Source organism: Bacillus sp. LJBS06 (assembly GCF_016924995.1).
Classification (GTDB): Bacteria; Bacillota; Bacilli; order Bacillales; family Bacillaceae; genus Bacillus; species Bacillus stercoris.
This window is the reverse complement of sequence record NZ_CP070483.1, coordinates 1,844,569-1,861,453: the sequence shown is the minus strand read 5'-3', so window position 1 is coordinate 1,861,453 and position 16,885 is coordinate 1,844,569. Positions and strand designations below refer to the sequence as shown.

At 41.5% G+C, this 16,885-nt stretch carries 17 protein-coding genes and 1 pseudogene; 4 read left to right on the top strand and 14 right to left on the bottom strand.

All coding sequences use genetic code 11. The annotated features are described in order from the left end of the window. Positions 1-27: 27 nt before the first annotated feature. The 11 genes and pseudogenes from JQX68_RS09580 to JQX68_RS09535 all read right to left on the bottom strand — a co-directional run bounded on the left by JQX68_RS09580 (position 28) and on the right by JQX68_RS09535 (position 10,880). Positions 28-777, bottom strand: coding sequence for a polyketide synthase (locus JQX68_RS09580; RefSeq protein ID WP_095431334.1), 750 nt, complete (start codon positions 775-777; stop codon positions 28-30). A gap of 39 nt (positions 778-816) precedes the next feature. Next, entirely contained in the window at positions 817-1,596 is a 780-nt protein-coding gene (locus tag JQX68_RS09575; protein ID WP_082033004.1) for an enoyl-CoA hydratase/isomerase, read from the bottom strand. Beyond that, positions 1,584-2,846: a polyketide biosynthesis 3-hydroxy-3-methylglutaryl-ACP synthase PksG gene (pksG, locus tag JQX68_RS09570; RefSeq protein ID WP_134975504.1), complete on the bottom strand. Its 1,263-nt coding sequence runs from the start codon at positions 2,844-2,846 to the stop codon at positions 1,584-1,586. The genes JQX68_RS09575 and pksG overlap by 13 nt, the downstream gene beginning before the upstream one ends. After that, positions 2,847-4,094 carry a polyketide biosynthesis malonyl-ACP decarboxylase PksF gene (gene pksF / locus JQX68_RS09565; protein ID WP_147771916.1) on the bottom strand — a complete coding sequence of 416 codons (1,248 nt, stop codon included), beginning with the start codon at positions 4,092-4,094 and terminating at the stop codon, positions 2,847-2,849. Continuing rightward, positions 4,072-4,320 (bottom strand): acyl carrier protein, encoded by a 249-nt coding sequence (locus JQX68_RS09560; protein WP_003231809.1) that lies wholly within the window; start codon positions 4,318-4,320, stop codon positions 4,072-4,074. The genes pksF and JQX68_RS09560 overlap by 23 nt, the downstream gene beginning before the upstream one ends. Before the next feature lie 61 nt (positions 4,321-4,381). Beyond that, entirely contained in the window at positions 4,382-6,685 is a 2,304-nt protein-coding gene (gene fabD, locus JQX68_RS09555) for an ACP S-malonyltransferase (RefSeq protein ID WP_147771915.1), read from the bottom strand. After that, the gene (locus JQX68_RS09550; RefSeq protein ID WP_134975507.1) at positions 6,682-7,656 is read right to left on the bottom strand and encodes an acyltransferase domain-containing protein; all 975 of its coding nucleotides are present in this window, start codon (positions 7,654-7,656) and stop codon (positions 6,682-6,684) included. The genes fabD (JQX68_RS09555) and JQX68_RS09550 overlap by 4 nt, the downstream gene beginning before the upstream one ends. Positions 7,657-8,156: 500 nt before the next feature. Next, positions 8,157-9,023, bottom strand: a complete 867-nt coding sequence (gene fabD, locus JQX68_RS09545; protein ID WP_147771914.1) for an ACP S-malonyltransferase — start codon at positions 9,021-9,023, stop codon at positions 8,157-8,159. Then, a pseudogene (locus JQX68_RS21965) lies at positions 9,020-9,217 on the bottom strand (hypothetical protein). The gene fabD (JQX68_RS09545) and the pseudogene JQX68_RS21965 overlap by 4 nt, the downstream one beginning before the upstream one ends. A 182-nt stretch (positions 9,218-9,399) precedes the next feature. After that, positions 9,400-10,077 carry an MBL fold metallo-hydrolase gene (locus JQX68_RS09540; protein WP_040083127.1) on the bottom strand — a complete coding sequence of 226 codons (678 nt, stop codon included), beginning with the start codon at positions 10,075-10,077 and terminating at the stop codon, positions 9,400-9,402. A gap of 185 nt (positions 10,078-10,262) precedes the next feature. Then, entirely contained in the window at positions 10,263-10,880 is a 618-nt protein-coding gene (locus JQX68_RS09535) for a TetR/AcrR family transcriptional regulator (protein ID WP_147771913.1), read from the bottom strand. A 120-nt stretch (positions 10,881-11,000) separates the two neighbouring features. Here JQX68_RS09535 and JQX68_RS09530 point away from each other — a divergent pair, with 120 nt between their 5' ends. The 3 genes from JQX68_RS09530 (at position 11,001) to JQX68_RS09520 (ending at position 12,872) form a co-directional block, all read left to right on the top strand. Further along, a complete protein-coding gene (locus JQX68_RS09530) occupies positions 11,001-11,558 on the top strand; it encodes a hypothetical protein (protein WP_041521340.1) in 558 nt (185 codons plus the stop codon). Between the two features lie 154 nt (positions 11,559-11,712). Further along, positions 11,713-12,168 carry a regulatory YrvL family protein gene (locus JQX68_RS09525; protein ID WP_014664034.1) on the top strand — a complete coding sequence of 152 codons (456 nt, stop codon included), beginning with the start codon at positions 11,713-11,715 and terminating at the stop codon, positions 12,166-12,168. Between the two features lie 578 nt (positions 12,169-12,746). Continuing rightward, on the top strand, positions 12,747-12,872 hold the full coding sequence (locus JQX68_RS09520; RefSeq protein ID WP_014664033.1) for a YjcZ family sporulation protein: 126 nt from the start codon (positions 12,747-12,749) through the stop codon (positions 12,870-12,872). 201 nt (positions 12,873-13,073) lie between these two features. On the opposite strand, the gene JQX68_RS09515 is transcribed toward JQX68_RS09520, so the two are convergent. Further along, the gene (locus JQX68_RS09515; protein WP_014664032.1) at positions 13,074-13,727 is read right to left on the bottom strand and encodes a BA5345 family protein; all 654 of its coding nucleotides are present in this window, start codon (positions 13,725-13,727) and stop codon (positions 13,074-13,076) included. Between the two features lie 222 nt (positions 13,728-13,949). Here JQX68_RS09515 and JQX68_RS09510 point away from each other — a divergent pair, with 222 nt between their 5' ends. After that, the gene (locus tag JQX68_RS09510) at positions 13,950-14,138 is read left to right on the top strand and encodes a hypothetical protein (protein ID WP_014664031.1); all 189 of its coding nucleotides are present in this window, start codon (positions 13,950-13,952) and stop codon (positions 14,136-14,138) included. 62 nt (positions 14,139-14,200) lie between these two features. Here JQX68_RS09510 and JQX68_RS09505 read toward each other — a convergent pair whose 3' ends face one another. Continuing rightward, a complete protein-coding gene (locus tag JQX68_RS09505) occupies positions 14,201-14,581 on the bottom strand; it encodes a hypothetical protein (protein WP_205440632.1) in 381 nt (126 codons plus the stop codon). Positions 14,582-14,990: 409 nt separating this feature from the next. After that, entirely contained in the window at positions 14,991-16,874 is a 1,884-nt protein-coding gene (gene mutL, locus JQX68_RS09500) for a DNA mismatch repair endonuclease MutL (RefSeq protein ID WP_147771911.1), read from the bottom strand. Between the last annotated feature and the right edge of the window lie 11 nt (positions 16,875-16,885).

Sequence of the window (16,885 nt, the reverse complement as noted above, 5' to 3'; positions counted from 1 at the left end):
ACCTGCGAAATTTTTATAGATTTTCAGTTAATTCCCGTATAAACCTTTGATCCTTGTTTTGACTTCTTCATGATGAAATGTTTTCTCATGCATCATCAATTCCTGTTCAATGACGCGCGGCAGCTGATCACGAAGCGGGGCAACCAGATGATCTTTCAGGGTAACCAATGAGTTTCTTGGCTTTTCCGCCAGTTCTTGCGCCAGCTCCACTGCATAATCCAACACTTCTGCACGGGGCAGCACTTTAAAGGGGACCCCTCTTTTTTCAAGCTCAGCTCCGCGGTAGCTTCCCGCATTCAATAATATTTCCTGGGCCAGGCTGAATCCCAGTTTTTTAGGAACGATAAAGGTAGCGCCCATTCCAGGTGTAAATCCGTATTTCATAAAATTAGCCGTATACACGCTTTCTCTGCTCAGAATGACAAAATCAGCAAAGAGCCCCATGACAAAACCGCCTCCAATTCCATGGCCCTGCATTGCCGCAATAACTGGAATCTCGCAATCCAGCGCCAGAGAATAAAGATTGTCATCAGTGAACTTGGTCAACCCCTGCTGAATTCGAAGCAGTCCTTCTTGCGTTCCTCCTGAAGCAAAATAATTATCATATCCTGTCAAAATGACCGCTTTATATTTGGGGTGCTGCCGTATGTATTCAAACGCTTGAATTAAACCGTCTGTAAGTTCTTGTGAAAACGCGTTTTTATGAGCACGATCATGCATTTTTACCTGAATAATGGCGTGTTCAATTTCAATAAGCTCCACAACGGAATGCGTCATGATGTCCTCCTAACGGTTCTGATTTCATTGCTCAAACGGTTACTGATCCTCCCATGGGAATTGTCCTGTTTCAACATACCTGATGATTCTCATTTGGTTTTGGGGATCAGAAAACATGTCTTGATTTGCAGTTAAAGCGGTGGCTTTCGAACGGCTGACTTGATGATCGAGTGAGCTCATAAACTGTTTATAATGTGCGATTCCTTTTTTATTCAGCCTCCGCAAACGCAATAAATGCTTTCTCAGCAGCACGTCACTTTGAGCATCAAAAGCATCTATTAACCCCCATTCACTGGCTTCCTGAACGGAAATCGGCTTTGTCATAAGTGTCATGTAATGCGCTTTCTGCCAGCCGATACGGCGGATCAAAAACGGTAAAACACAAGCAGGGTACAGGCCAAATAGCAGCTCAGAGAGACTGAATGACGCCGTCTGATCAGCAATGGCAATATCAGTGGCAGAAACGAATCCAACACCTCCTGCATTCACTTTTCCCCTGACATGAGATATCGTGACGTAAGGACCGGTCTGTAATTTCAGCCACAAATCATAGAGAGGCTCTTGAGAGCTTGCCTGTTTTCTGCCCCTTTTCATTTCCTGATAGATATCTTGAAAATCCGCTCCGAAACAAAACACCTCGGGAAGCCCCTCTAAAACGACAACTGTCACTGATGATGTTTCACATTGGTTTAACACTTGCAGGCATTCTTCTATCAGCGTGTCATTAATCGTATTATTCGCTTCAGGGCGGTGAAAGGTAATATAGCAAACCGACGCTTGAAAGCGGACCTTTATCGTTTGATAGGTCACGTGATCCACCTGTACTTCCGATGAAACTCAGAAATTTCTTCTAAAAACAAGCGCGGCTTCTCTTGAGTAGACTTCATGATGCCCGGTATCATCTCAAAGTCCAGCTTTACATTACGCGTCCCAAACCGCACCATCCCGTTCCCCTTAAACAGCAGCTCATACTCTTCCATAGAGAGCTGATATCGGCGATCCAAATGCTTCTCAATGTCAAATGTTCTCTGACGCTCCTGGCCTTCCGGAGTTGTAATTCCGCTGTAAAACTCGGAACAGCAGCCGGATCCGTAGGAAAAACAGCCAATTCGTTTAGGCGAATCAAATCTCCCTTGGTCGATCGTGCTGGCCAATGCCAGAAACAAGGCTGCCCCCATAATATTTCCAACCCGTTGACAGTAATTTAAACCCGGTTTTACCCGATTTAAAAAATCTGTCTCAATCCCAGCTGTTTTCATCTTCGCCACCTTACGCATCATTGTCCGGTGTGCACCTTTCACCATCCCGCCAAAGGGCGTATGGTAAGCAAGATATTGAAACGTGTCCTGATAATTGGCTCCCGGTACACGTTTTTGATATTCCAGAAAGGTCTGTTCGCAGCAATCCAGATATGACATTAAAGAGAGATCAGAATCACCCGCTTCACTGTCGGGAATGGGGCGGCACGTGTCCATGACTTCATAGCCGTAATACCCATTTGCTCCGGGATCTATTTGAAACACCTCGGGATTTTCGCCAACTAAAACGGCCACCGCTCCCGCCCCGGCGCTTGGTTCCGCATAAGACCAATCTTCGCTTAATGCGTCTCCGCCCTCTGCAATTAAAAAACGTGAAATATCACTGGCGATAACCAGTGCTTTGGCCCCCGGGGAAGTCTGGGATAATATAAAATTTACCGCCATCTGAAATCCAGCCGTTCCTGAATAACATGCCTGTTTAATCTCAAACAAACGGCAGTTGCGGTTGAGGCCTAAATGCTCGTGGATATATGTACTTAACGATTTTCCAAAGTCAATCCCGGATTCAGAGCAAGTGATTAATAATTCAATCCGGTCCTTCTCTGCTTCAGATAAAGCATCAATTATCGGCTTAGCTGCATTGACTCCGAAGGTCACGGGATCTTCATAAGGCAGTGCTACCGCTTTTTCTTTCATTAATAAGTTTTCAAATCTGGCAGTGTCTAAGCGTCTGTATTTGGCCAGCTCCATGACATCAAGGTATGCCGTTCCGCCAAAGACATTCATCGCTTCTATTCCGGCTGAAACCATTTATGATTCGCCTCCACATTTCTCAATGTTTTGTATACAAACCGCAGTGTTCATTCCACCAAACCCCATGCTTAAGCTCAGCGCATTTTTGATGCGGTATGAAATCGATTTCTCATTTACCCAATGAAAGGAATCATCGATTGGATGATCCAAATTCCGGCTCGGATGCAGGGCAGATTTTTTCATTTGCAGCAAAACAGAAATAATCTCTACGATGCCCGCCGCACTAAGCCCGTGTCCGGTTATCGATTTTGTTGCATTGATATAAGCATGGGAAAGCCCGCATGCACGGAGCGCCTTTAATTCTGTTTCATCTCCAATAAAAGAACCTGTACCATGAGGATTAATATAATCAATATCTTCTGGTGAAAGGCCGGCACGCCCCAGCGCCTTCTGGATGACATGAATCTCTCCTTCTAATGAAGGATCAGGGTTCCGGTTTCCGTCCAGTTTAATTGACCAGCCAGGCAATGCTGCATAAGGTTTAACACCTCTTCGTAAAGCCGTCTCCCTTCGTTCTATTACCAATGCACCGCACGATTCTCCATAAATAAACCCGTCTCTGTTTTGATCGAAGGGCCGGCACGCTTTTTCAGGTTCATCAGCATATTTGTCCGTTCCCATAGCGCCTAAAGCCCTTAGCGCCTCACATTCCATATAAGAAAGATCCATTAAAGCACCAAGTGCTATGCAAGTATCAACTTCGCCTGACAGGACTTGCTGAATCGCATGAATGACTGCTAACTGGCCGCTGGCCGAGGCTCCTCCTACCGTATATGCCAATCCTGTGATGCCAAACTGATCTGTACATATCCCGCAAAGATCGCTATCCATGAAAGACAGGCCATACGCCGGCGAAATAAAACCAGAGCGGGCTTGATAGCTTTCATAAACCTCTAAGGTTTCTCTCTGCTGGAAATTTGACCCTCCAACTACTAGTCCGATACGTGAGGAATCTGTATCGTCCAATTCAGCCTCCTCCCAAGCCTCCGTGAGAGTTACCAATGCAGCGCGGCTGGAAAATGATGCTTTCCGCAACATTTTTTTAGAAAGCCGGTCGGGATAAGACAATGACGCGATTTCAGCTCCGATAAACCGGCTGTCTTTTTGTCTGCCTGAACGCTTCATGACATCAAAGGCATGTCTGCCGGACAGCAGCGAGGAAGCAAAATCCTCCTTCCCTTGACCGATGGAGGCCGTAACGCCTACACCGGTCACTACGACCTCAGGCAGATTGCACTTTGTCATAAAGCACCTCAGCTAATTCACCGATATTTTTCACTCCGGATAGCTCAATGCGAGGAATTTTTAACGATAAATCCTCTAGCACCATTGTGATAATTTCAGCTCTGTCTACAGAATCAGCCCCTAACTCAACTAACTGATCTTCAGGCTCAAATCTGTGTCCGTCTAATTCAGGAAGCACCTCGCAAATATTGGTGATTAATACTTCAAAGATTCTCTGTTTATCCATAACGCGCTCTCTCCTTCAATGGATCATTTTAATGATTTTTATAGGTATATTTTCATAATTTTCAAACTTCCATCCTTATATTGTCTGTTTCATGCGACGGCTGATACATCGATTGCATCCGTTCATGAAGCAATACTGCCGTTTCTGTCATTAATTTTTTCGCGATTTCATCGACATGACGGTTTCGCCAATTTTCTAATTGCGATCCTTTGACCCATTGATTAAAGGCTCCCAGCGCGGGACCGCAGTGAATTTGATAATCAACCTTCGAATGTTCGCTTCCGCTGATTGCCAATTTTGAGCTGTATCTGAAGTACCATCGGAAAATCAAAGCCATTTTATGCTTCGGGTTTTGTTCAGCCTTCTCAATGTCTGCCGCGGGATAATGCAATGCAATATCTTTATATATGTCTTCTATACTGCGTTTAAAGTATTTCTCCTCAAGCTGGGCCAGCATCTTTGCATCCAGCTCACGTATAGAACCATACCGCTGGTACAGTTCATATAACTTGTTTGCACGTGCGGGAAAGAACACGCCTTTTTTTAGCACTTGCACTTTACTGCCCGATTCAAACATATCGCCAGCAGGCGCATAGGCTGTATCTTGTACATTCATCTGCTGAAGCAAATCCTTTACTTTATCACTTGTTGCCGCCTCAACCGTACATTGATTGATTGAACCTGTTAGAATAAAATCTGCCCCAAGCATAAAAGCCGCCATCGCTGCCTCAGGTGTTCCAATCCCTCCAGCTGCACCAACTCTTATTTTTTTCCGATATTGATATTTTTTCATCATGTCATCTCTTAAAGATGTCATCGCCGGCATCAGGCTGTATGCCACACCGCCATCTGTGTGTCCGCCTGAATCAGCTTCCACACAAATATCGTCAGCCATCGGAATGCACCGCAGCAACTCTGCTTCATTCATGGTGATTTTATTTTCTCCTAAAAGCTTTTGCAGCATATTCTCAGGCGCAGGGCTCAGAAATGACTCTGCAACTTCCGGACGTGATATTTTTGCTATGAGACGATTTGAGCATATAACCTCACCATTTTCATTTCGTTTCACTCCTTTTGCGCGGTACCTTACTAATGCAGGAGTGACACTTAAAAATGCTGAAGCTTCCACAACGCTCACTTGATTCCTCAATAAAAGATCGATCATTTTTTCCTCTGATTCAGTATGTTTCATATTGTGTACCAGATTGATGCCGTAGGCTTGTCCTTTCCCTAATTCACCTTGTATAGCACGGATCGCATCTTCAACCTCATTCAGACTCAGACCGCCTGTGCCAAAGAACCCCATCATTCCCGCTCTTGAGAGCTTTACTACCATTTCTTTCGAAGCAATTCCGCGGTACATTCCTCCTGCAAGATAAGCGTATGTAAGATGATAATCCTGTTTAAATTCAGCACTTCCTAAAGATTCTGCCGTAATGCCGGCTTGAACATTGGTTTTTTCCTTTAGATGCACGTTGATCGCGAGATTCTTTTTCGGTATATATGTCAATGGTTCAGCTTCATTTTTAATCCGATGAATGAGACCGGTTAATACAGTACCAGGCCCAATCTCTTCAAACTCCATTTCTCCTCTTCCCATCAGAAAACGAATGCTGTCCGTCCATTTCACTGTGTTGTCCATTTGTTCAGATAATGTATCTTTTAACCGTTCCTGATGGTATGGCTCTGCATAGACATTGGAGATAACCGGGATCGCCAAAGGTGCAAACTGGAATGAGTCAATATATTGCTTAAAGACCTGTTTTGCTTGATTCATATATCTGGAATGAAAAGCTCCGCTCACATTTAATGGATGAACCAGCTTTACATCCTTGGTGTTTTCAAAAACAGCCCGAGCTTTTTCAATCTCTTTTTTCGGGCCGGAAATTACAATTTGCCGAGGCGTATTTTCATTTGCCACATCAATGTCATGAAGGCGGTGCTCTTCTAAAACGGCTGTAACTTGTTCCTTATTCAGGCCGATCACAGCAGCCATTCCGCCTCCTGTAATGCGTCCCATCAATTCTCCTCTTTTTTTGACAAGTCTTAATCCGGTTTCAAAATCAAATGCACCGGCAGCCAACAACGCATTGTATTCTCCTAAGCTGTGTCCTGCCGCAAAATCAGGTTTTCTGCCGGTTTCCTCCACTCGCTTCAAATAACTGAGTGCATTTACAACATATAAAGCAGGCTGCGTGTATTCAGTATGGTTTACATCCAAATAGGATTTCTCTGTACATAGCTTCTCTATTGAATAGCCCAATATTTGATCTGCTTGATCAGTCAAATGCTGATATTGTTCAAATAATCCTTGTCCCATTCCCTTTTGCTGGGAGCCTTGCCCTGGAAAGACATATGTAATCATCTTGTAAACTTCCTTTCTGGTGTACGGAAACCCTCAACCGTATTCAGATTTTTCAGCTCCTGATGAAATGGTGTTATGATTGAGCAGCAGCGGTCAGCTGAATCACCCGGAATCAGCTGTTTCACAAATGCAGCTAAGGTGCCGGATGGCCCTAAATCGATAAACTTGCATGTATGCTTGCTTTCCAAATATCGAATCGCTTCACGAAACATCATTGGTTTTCTGACCACATTCCAAAAGAAATGCTTGTCGATTACGTGAAGGCAGCTTCCCGTTAAGCTCGATACAATCGGTATGAACGGTTTTTTAAAAGATTTTGATCTTAAAAATTCTTCATAGGCACTCTCTGCCGGATCGATAAGCGAAGAATGAAAAGCATAGGATACAGGAAGCAGCTGGCAAAGAATCTGTTTCTCTTTTAAAGCCTCCATAATCTGCTTTATATGATTTTCTTCACCAGAAATGACGAAGTGCGAATCATAATTGATAGAAATAAGTTCACTATTTCTAAACAGTTGCGGATAATCTTTCAGCAATTGCGGTTTGTCAAGAATGGCCAGCATTTTACCTTTATCGCAGGAATTTTGGATGACAATAGCCTGTTCAAGTATGCAATCCAGTATATCCTCTGCGTTTGACAAACCAGAAATTGCCGCTGATGCGAATTCTCCCAGGCTTGATCCCAATACGTAATCAGGATAAATTCCCCTGTCTTCCAAAACTTTATATAAGGAATACTCAACCATAAAAATAGCTGGATGGGAAAAAAGAATACGATCAAACGGATCTGACACCCGTTTATCTTGATGGTAGATTTCTTCAACAATAGATGTGCCGATTCGCCGTGCTGCAATGGCATCCATTTCAAGCATCGATTGGCGAAACACGGCATTTTCCTTAAATAGTTCTTTCCCCATGTGATAGTATTGGGAACCTTGTCCGGAAAACATAAAAACAAGCGGTTCATTCATGTGTATAACCTTCTTTTTTTATATTTATGACGGCTATTTTGATTTTTCAGTTCTATATATGCTGTAAAGACATATAGCAGCGATTGAAAGAAAATAAATAAAAAAGTCTTATATGAAAAAAAGTAAAGGAGATTCAACTTTGGAAGGAATGCTATTAGTGCTCTGGATGCGGTTCATTTATGAAGTGATCGTAGATGTATGTTGATATCTCAAAATTGATGTAACATGATGACAGGATCAGCAAAAAACATCGACTCTATGATTGGTGGGTGCAGTTAAAAAGGGACCATCTAGATGTGAGAGCGATGGTTTGTAAATCTGGCTGACATAGTTCAAATGTCTAACTTTTTTCAGCCTCTTTATGTAACAGTATATAAAGTTATTTAATTAGAAACAGTGTCAAACGAACGATTGACTCTTTAAAACTTTCTACCTTAAAGGAAAGGAAATCTGTCTTTAGCTCTAATTAACGAGGTACAAGGCCATAGGAACAAAAGTTTTTAACGGTGCATTGGTTCCGCTTCTTTCTTTATGCGATGTATTAACCCGGTTAAAACATTTCCTGGACCTATCTCCTCAAACTCCATATGGCCTTTATTCATTAAGTAGCTTATGCTCTCAGTCCATTTCACTGAATGATTAATTTGATCGGCCAGCGTCTGCTTCATGAATTCGGATGTATACGGTTTGGCATACACATTTGAAATAACCGGGATAGACGGGGGCGAAAAATGAAAGGCATGAAGGAACTCCTCGAATTCTTCTTTTGCTTTATTCATGTACCTGGAATGAAACGCGCCGCTTACGTTTAAGGGGAGTACCATTGTAACTTCAGTCAACGTATCAAAAAGAGATGCGGCTTTTTCAATCTCATCTTTTTGCCCTGAAATTACAATTTGATATGGGGCGTTCACATTAGCAATATCAACATCATATAAATGATGTTCTTTCAGAGCCTTTGCAACCTGCTCTTCATTTAGTCCCATAACAGCTGCCATACCGCCGTTGCTTACCAGACTCATCAGCTCGCCTCTTTTTCTGACAAGCTGTAAACCTGTCTCAAAGTCAAAGGCTTCAGCTGCAAATAACGCATTGTATTCACCCAAGCTGTGGCCGGCGACAAAGTCAGGCTTAACTTCTTTTTCCTTGATTTTTTTCAGATAGCTTAGTGCGTTTACCACATATAACGCCGGCTGAGTAAATTGCGTTTTATTTAAATTGGAATAAGGATTTTCCAGGCAAAGACGTTTGATTGAATAGCCTAAGATCTCATCTGCCTGATCCGTCAGTTCTTTAAATTCATCGAATAAGCCGCTACCCATTCCTTGTTTCTGCGAACCCTGCCCCGGAAAAACATATGTGATCATTCTCTCAAAGCCACCCTTCCGATAGTAGATGTGTTTCACTTTTGTATGTTTTTATAAAAAATAGTGAGGACCGGATAAATAGTAGCATGTTCAAGTTGATGGTAACCTCTGTAAATATTATCCGTCAAGTTAATTTTTCCTACAGTTAACCCAATTGTTTTTCTGCTTCTTTCAATTGAGGAATAAAGGATCAGGAGTTATAACAGAATATAAGAAAAAGGACCTGCATCACGTATAGGGCGACATATCAAGATAATGCGCTTCATTTTCTTCCTAATAAGTTTTCAAAATAAATAACACCCTCCTATGTAATCATTTTGAAAAATAAAAAGCATTTAGATATTCGAAGAAAAATAGGATAATAGATTCAAAAAGATTATTTAAAATCAAAAATGCCTTTTTGATTTTTACGGGTGCGAAATTTCACAAAGTATTCCTTCTTATCAATTTGAAAGTAAATATTATGCTGATAAAGATCCTTTATTGAATGGCCGGGCGATTTGCCAAAAGAGTGACCAGGATACACCCGTACATGGGGTGAAACCTCCGATTTTATTCTTTGAATGCTATCAAACATCTCTCCCGCAGAACTGCCATCATCCTCACATATGCCGCACCCTTCCGTAAACACCGTATCTCCGGTAAAAATACTTTCAGAAAACAAATAACACATTCCGCCGGCTGTATGCCCCGGTGTGAGAAGGCATTGTGCACTTGTGTTCCCTATGCTGATCGTCTGATGATCCTCTAGGCTAATTAAATTTCTGCATCGGAATTGATAATAATCAATTTCTTTTTTCGACATATAAACTTGAGCGTTAAACATCTTCGTCAGCGGGTCTACTAGGTTTACATGATCATAATGAGAATGTGTCAATGCGACTGCCTTTAATTCAGCTTTTAGTTCAGAAAGTGCAGTTGTTATTTTACTCAATTCCCATGAGGGATCAACAACAATTGCAGATCTGCTTACAATATCTTCAATGATATAGCAATAATTCGTCCAGCCCTGATACCTTGTTTTAATTGGATGCACCTTATAAGTAAGATTCATTTATACCATCCCTATCATGTAAAGTTCTTAAATGATGGACCGATGTTCACCCTCCATCTTTCATTCCACTTTATCAAACAGTATGATTGTTTTCCATTTTTTTCAGAGATCCTTGTTCTTTGCATATAGAAAAAGCGATTCTTTTGGAAGCATGTCCAACAAGAATCGCTTTTCGCACTAGTTCCTTAGAGATTTCGTTTTTGTGTCTCGCGTGTATCTTCCACGCAAATGGACTCTACATGCTGCATAATGACCCGCTTGATTCTGTCTTTATTCACTCGCACAGGGTCGAGCATCGCATGTAAAGCCAAGCCGTCAACAAGCGCGTAAAGCCTCTCAGCCTCAATGTTTTTATCAGCATTCTGCTTTAGTAAACCGGATTTATCTAAATAGGCAATCAGATTCCGCATGCCGCTGAAAATCCCGTCATGATTCGCATCAAACATATCCTTTTTATGTCTGGCATAAGCAGTAAAAGCAAACCAAACCTCCATCTCTCTTATCGTTTCTTCATTCGTTGGGACAATTTCAAGCAAAATGTGCAACACTTTTTCCTTAGGGAGTAAATCCTTCATGGCAATGTCCTTAATTCGAGCCGTCACCTTTTCTTGAACAAGTTTCATTGCAAACGCAAGCAGTTCATCCTGTGTAGTGAAATAATGGCGCAGCGCACCTAATGACAATCCTGCTTCCTTTGCAATGTTCCTGGCTGATGCTCCCTCCATCCCCCGTTCTAAAATAACGCGCCACGTCGCTTCTGCAATTTGTTTTCTTCTTTTCTCATGGTCAATTTGTTTTGGCATAGCTTTATTGTAACAAGAAAAAAATGAGAGGGCAATTTTTATAATACAGTTGTGTTACAAAAACAAAGGTGGTAACATATTATTTAAATAATACAACTGTATTGAAAAGAGGGGAATGGATTGAACGGTATCGCATGGATGATTGTTTTCTGTGAAATTGCGTTTTGGGTTGTCATTGTTTTGGGGCTTGCTGTACGCTACCTATTCAAACGACATACATTAGGACTGCTATTCCTTGCCTTAACTCCAGTTATCGATTTAATCTTATTAGCGGCAACTGGTGTGGACCTTTACCGCGGAGCCTCAGCGACCGCAGCACATGGAATTGCAGCTGTTTACATCGGTATATCGATCGCTTATGGGAAACAAATGATTCAATGGGCAGATGAGAAATTTCAATATTATGTGACAAAAAAAGGCGCAAAACCTCTGAAACGTTTTGGAATGGATCATGCCAAGCACGGTGCGAAAGGCTGGCTAAGACATGTGCTGGCCTACTTAATTGGTGCGGGACTATTGGCAGGGATGATTTATTTTATCAACGACTCTGCCCGAACCGAGGCATTGAGCGGCATTCTTAAACTGTGGACTGTCATTATAGGCATTGACTTTCTCATTACAGCCAGCTATTTTATTTGGCCAAAAAAAGAGAAAACTTCGGCGAATCTCAGAAATTAACATGGTGAAAAAGGCCCTTCCCCAGCGGAAAGGGCCTTTTTTGGTTTTGTTAAAATATGTTATACTACTTTCGTCAGAAACAGACTTATAGATATTTTGGGTTCATTTAAGGATAAAGGTTTGTATGAGTAAGCAGGTGAAGGGAGTGTCATCCTTGTGCCAAAAAGAACAGAACGAGCACTCTAAGGATTTTAACCTGAAATCAAAATTAATCGGAATTATATCTGTCATTTTTATCGTGGCTATTGCACTTGCAGTCATCTTCGGCGGCTTTTTCTTCGGGATGAAAGGATTATTCTCCATACTTGGCATCACATACGCTTCAAATCAAACATTAGCTTTATTTATTTTAGCCTGCTTTGCTGTAGGCGTAATCATAGACCCACTCACAAAGATAATCTCTATCATTTTGGAAAAATCACTTTCTTTGAAAAAGACTGCACTTTTTGCTTTTATACTGTATTTTATCAGCAATCTTATAACGATCTGTTTTGCAGATTACTTTATGCAGTCTATTTATATTCCAGATGTCTTGCTTGTTGTGATATCAGCTTTGATGGCTTTCATTGAACTTGCTTTTGATAACCAGCCAAATAGAGAAGCCGCTTAAAAATGCCGATGGCAGATATGGAGAATTCATAACACCTTATATTTGGACATCACCAGTTATATAAACGAAAAAAACTCCCTGCTCACACGAACAGGGAGCAAACACAATGTAGTATTTTAAATTCTGCATTCTAGAATGATTCTTACATTCGGATCATCAAGTTCATCTAAAAAGATAATGATCTTTGGACCACATGCCATGTGTTTCCACCCCCTCACCCAAAATATACATCATTTTGAATTTCCTGTAAATGTAAATTTTGTTATGTAGATGGATATATCCGTGAAGTATGATGGATCACACGTTTACAACCGTTTCACACTCCAATGGATACATAAAAAGCATTGATATCGCAAAACTTCATCAGGGGTTGATGTAGAGATGTATTTTAATAAGGTTGGTTCAATCGCAACTGCTGTGGATGAAGATGAAGGTGAGGTACAACTGTTAATAGTCTGCTGAAATCCACTGGTACACCTTTAGACAAAATATTCATTTCTTCTTTTTTAGACTTAAAACTATGTCGAAAGTTATTGTTTCGCATACCTTATTCTATCTCGACTAAAGGAGGTGACATCATGGGATTCTACGGTGGATATTCTGGTGGATACTCTGGCGGCGGATATTCCGGCGGAAGCAGCTTCGTATTGATCGTAGTGTTGTTCATCTTGTTGATCATTGTTGGTGCTTCATTCCTTTACTAATCTAAGAGTATCCAAAGTCTTTTTGACTCACCTCCCTGTACGGCAGACGCCATAAGAAGTTTTTATGGCGTTTTGCCATGTGATTGCCGAAACAAACTCTAAACTGCCACCGCACTAAAGCCGTTAACCGCCAATAGTCTATCTTGAGATTTACCGGAAGCAGTTTACAGAGAATATAAAAAAGCACCTTTAAAAAGCGCCCTATTTTTTAAATTCATTTAAAAAGTGCATTCTAAAAGCATTAACATTACGCGAGTAATACTTTTGATTGGCGATAGAAGGTAATAAAATAAGCAAAATTAAAATGCAATTTAAAACAATTGATCCAGTATAAAGCAATGTTCTCACATAAGTAATTGAGTAACTCAGGTGAAACAAATTTACAAATAAAGATATAAATAACGACCAGCATAGAGCTCCTAAACTATGAGTTGTTGATAATAAATGTGAAAACCGCGTCGCAATATAGGTACGCTTGTTTTCGTCAGTAATTTTCGATAATTCATTTTGCCATTCGAATTCCAACTTGTAGTATTGTTTGGCCTTGTATTTTCTATATTCACTTCGTTTGTTGAAATGATAGCACTTTCCCCATGGCCTAAGAGACAGTTCGTCACCATTTATAAACTCCCTCTCCGAGAGACCTAACAACCAATCATAAGCAAAATAAACTTGATAGATGAGGTAGCCAATTACTACGCCAATAACCGCTGTACTAAAAATAAAGCTAATACTTTTCACTGGATCATTAATAGGTACGCCTTTAGAAAATATAACAAATGGCCATAAACTCATCAGTAAAAAAACCCATCCCGGTATACCCCATCTGATCAGATATTTAGTCTCAAAATTCATCTTATCTCTCCCCCTACCTTATTATCGGTAAAAGGAGAGGATAAAGGAACAATATGCAGAATTTGTCGAACTATTTGAGAAACTTACTCTCCTTAATCACGAAATTACTTTCACAATTGAAAATTTAGTACATAGTTTTATTAGTAGCAAAAATTTAAAGCGCCCCCGCTCATTAGCAGTGCCGCTCCTCAATTTATTAGGAAAATCATTCCTAATGAGAAGATGGAAAAATTCAAAGACTTCTTTAGAGCCGTGGTGGACGAAGATGATCCCTCTGCAATTGAAAAGTTTGACGATGAATTAATAGACGATGATAATTGGTTTATTGTTGATGACAAGCAAAAAAGAATAGGAATTTCATTGCCGGGTATTTACGAGGATGACAACGAAATAAATTGGAGATGGAGATAAAAAGCAAATATTAATTATATAAAGCCCGCCTTATGAGACGGGCTTTCATTAGTTCTTGTTGGTTATACTGTTTTACAGTTGTTGGTTTTGGGCTGTAATAAGATGGTCAGGGCTATACCTGATGCCAGAGTTAAAAAATAGCCACATAGCATAAAATAGGGGACGATTTCGTTTTTGAGAAAATAAAGCCCAAAGAGAATAACGGCTGTACCGATAGTGAAATAAATCGGCTTTTTACTTTTCAAAGTCAAACGGCTTGATTGAGAAAACTTTTTGTAGATTAAAGGCAAGCCGGTATAAACCCCTATGAAAAATGTAAATAAAATAGACCAAAGGAAACTGATTGGCGAGAAATAGCTCTCGGGAAATATTCCGTCGAAAGCCCAATTGCTCAACACAACGAAGCCAAATAGATAAACAAATGCCAATATGATCTTGACCATGATATCCCTCCCCTACAATCCAATATACACGTGATATAAGGTTGTTTAAATGGGTAAAACCATTCATTTACTTTTCAATCTTCCCGCTCCTTCAAAGCCTAATACTTTAATCAATAGCACCATTCGTTACTTTCGTCTCATTTACCAATATTATACATCTGGATAAATGGGATGATTGGATGTTTTTTATATACTCCAAACGATCCTCTTCCGTCATAATCCATATAATGACTTCCCTATGCTGACGTAAGTCTTTATTTTCTACAGTCAAGATGACTTCAAATGTTTAAATTCATATCACTGAAAAAACACAATAAAAAAAGCATTGATCAATTCCGAAGAATATCTCAATGCTTGAAATGCATGGGCAAAATATGGGCAAAGGGTATATTCCCCTTCACCACCCCCGCTACATCACGCGTTTGAACATCTTTTCCATCTCATAAGTGGAATGGTGAATGATGATCGGGCGGCCGTGCGGGCATGTAAATGGGTCTGATGTGCTTCGGAGGTCGTCCAGAAGCGCTTTGATTTCGTCGTTTCTGAGGTGGCGATTTGCTTTGATGGAGCCTTTGCAGCTCATCATAATCGCGGCTTCCTCACGGAGTTTTTTAATATCAATATTTTTGGAGTCGAGCACCTGCTGAATGATTTCTTCTATCAGCTCGGCTTCTTCTCCCTTTGGAAACCAGGCCGGGTGGCAGCGGACGATGTAACTGTTAGAGCCGAATGACTCTAAAAAGACACCAACACTTTCGAGCTCTTGTTTGTGCTGGTCGATAATCAAAGCCTCGTTTGTGGAGTAGTGGAACGTCAGCGGTACAATCATATCTTGGACCTCAGGTTCAACCTCCCCCACCTTTTCACGGAAGTACTCGTATTTAATACGTTCTTGGGCGGCGTGCTGGTCGATAATATACAAGCCATTCTCATTTTGTGCCAATATATAAGTCCCGTGCATCTGGCCGATCGGGTACATAATCGGAACCCGCTCAGACGTTGGCGGCGGCTGTTCCTCATGGTATTCCTGCTCATATGTTTCAGACTGTTCTTCTGAAACACTGGACACCTCAAGGGTTTGTTCCTCATCATCGATAGGTGGAGCATCAAAATGGAGAGGAGGCAATTCTTCCTCCGCATCAACCGGCTCTTTCACGACTGAGCTGAGCTTCATTGGTGAATAAGATGGCGCAGTCGATTTTTCCGGAACTTTTTTTTCCGCAGGTTTTTCATCAAAGGTTATAATCTGCTGCTCATTTTTGATGGCAGGCGCTGATTTTTTCGGGAGCTGGGCACTCGGAATCAGCTGCTGCTGTTTAAATACATCTTTAATCCCGTCACGTATTAAGTCATGAAGCTCTGTTTCCTTGCTGAGCCGGACCTCAAGCTTCGATGGATGCACGTTGACATCGACTAAAATCGGGTCCATCGTAATTTCTATAAAGGTAATGGGATGGCGTCCGATCGGCAAAAGCGTATGATATCCTTCATGAACCGCTTTGACGAGCGGGAAATTTTTAATGTAACGGCCATTGACCACAGACGACATATAGTTTCTCGACGCCCGTGTAATCTCTGGGAGAGCGATATATCCCTTCACTTCAAAATCCAAAGAGCTTACATGCAGCGGAAGCATTTTTTTGGCGACAGCAGTGCCGTAAATCGCTGCCAGGACATGGCGTACATCTCCGTTTCCATTCGTTTGAAGCAGGTTTTTCCCATGATGGCGCAGGCGGATCGATACCTCTGGATGCGCCAGAGCAATACGGTTAACCACGTCTGTAATGTTTCCAAGCTCTGTATGAACGGTTTTCATATACTTCAAACGGGCCGGTGTGTTAAAAAACAAGTTGGAAACGACAATTTCAGTTCCCTTCCTGCTTGAGGACCGCGATTCGGAAATGATGTTTCCTCCTTGAAGGACGAGCTTCGTCCCAGCTCCTTCACCAGTGCTTGTCGTAATCTCCAGATGAGAGACTGACGCGATACTCGGCAGGGCTTCTCCTCTAAAACCAAGCGTTCTTACCCTGAATAAATCATTTTCATCTTTTATTTTACTTGTTGCGTGGCGGCGGAAAGCACGCTTGCAATCTTCATTCTCCATTCCTTCGCCGTTATCCAAAACCCGAATGGATGCAAGTCCTGCTTCCTCAATATCAATTTCAATGACTGTGCTGTCAGCGTCGATCGCATTTTCCACCAATTCCTTGACGACTGAGGCGGGCCGTTCCACAACCTCGCCCGCCGCTATTTTATTTGAAAGCTCATCTGACAGCTGGATGACTTTTGCCACATTCATCACCC

Excerpts from the sequence above, each read along its gene's own strand:
- JQX68_RS09550 (WP_134975507.1), bottom strand. The coding sequence starts at position 7,656 with ATGAATGAACCGCTTGTTTTTATGTTTTCCGGACAAGGTTCCCAATAC.
- JQX68_RS09580 (WP_095431334.1), bottom strand. The coding sequence starts at position 777 with ATGACGCATTCCGTTGTGGAGCTTATTGAAATTGAACACGCCATTATT.
- JQX68_RS09540 (WP_040083127.1), bottom strand. The coding sequence starts at position 10,077 with ATGAATCTTACTTATAAGGTGCATCCAATTAAAACAAGGTATCAGGGC.
- JQX68_RS09505 (WP_205440632.1), bottom strand. The coding sequence starts at position 14,581 with ATGGTCAAGATCATATTGGCATTTGTTTATCTATTTGGCTTCGTTGTG.
- JQX68_RS09510 (WP_014664031.1), top strand. The coding sequence starts at position 13,950 with ATGGAAAAATTCAAAGACTTCTTTAGAGCCGTGGTGGACGAAGATGAT.
- JQX68_RS09535 (WP_147771913.1), bottom strand. The coding sequence starts at position 10,880 with ATGCCAAAACAAATTGACCATGAGAAAAGAAGAAAACAAATTGCAGAA.
- fabD (WP_147771914.1), bottom strand. The coding sequence starts at position 9,023 with ATGATCACATATGTTTTTCCGGGGCAGGGTTCGCAGAAACAAGGAATG.
- JQX68_RS09515 (WP_014664032.1), bottom strand. The coding sequence starts at position 13,727 with ATGAATTTTGAGACTAAATATCTGATCAGATGGGGTATACCGGGATGG.
- pksF (WP_147771916.1), bottom strand. The coding sequence starts at position 4,094 with ATGACAAAGTGCAATCTGCCTGAGGTCGTAGTGACCGGTGTAGGCGTT.
- JQX68_RS09520 (WP_014664033.1), top strand. The coding sequence starts at position 12,747 with ATGGGATTCTACGGTGGATATTCTGGTGGATACTCTGGCGGCGGATAT.
- JQX68_RS09560 (WP_003231809.1), bottom strand. The coding sequence starts at position 4,320 with ATGGATAAACAGAGAATCTTTGAAGTATTAATCACCAATATTTGCGAG.
- pksG (WP_134975504.1), bottom strand. The coding sequence starts at position 2,846 with ATGGTTTCAGCCGGAATAGAAGCGATGAATGTCTTTGGCGGAACGGCA.
- fabD (WP_147771915.1), bottom strand. The coding sequence starts at position 6,685 with ATGATTACATATGTCTTTCCAGGGCAAGGCTCCCAGCAAAAGGGAATG.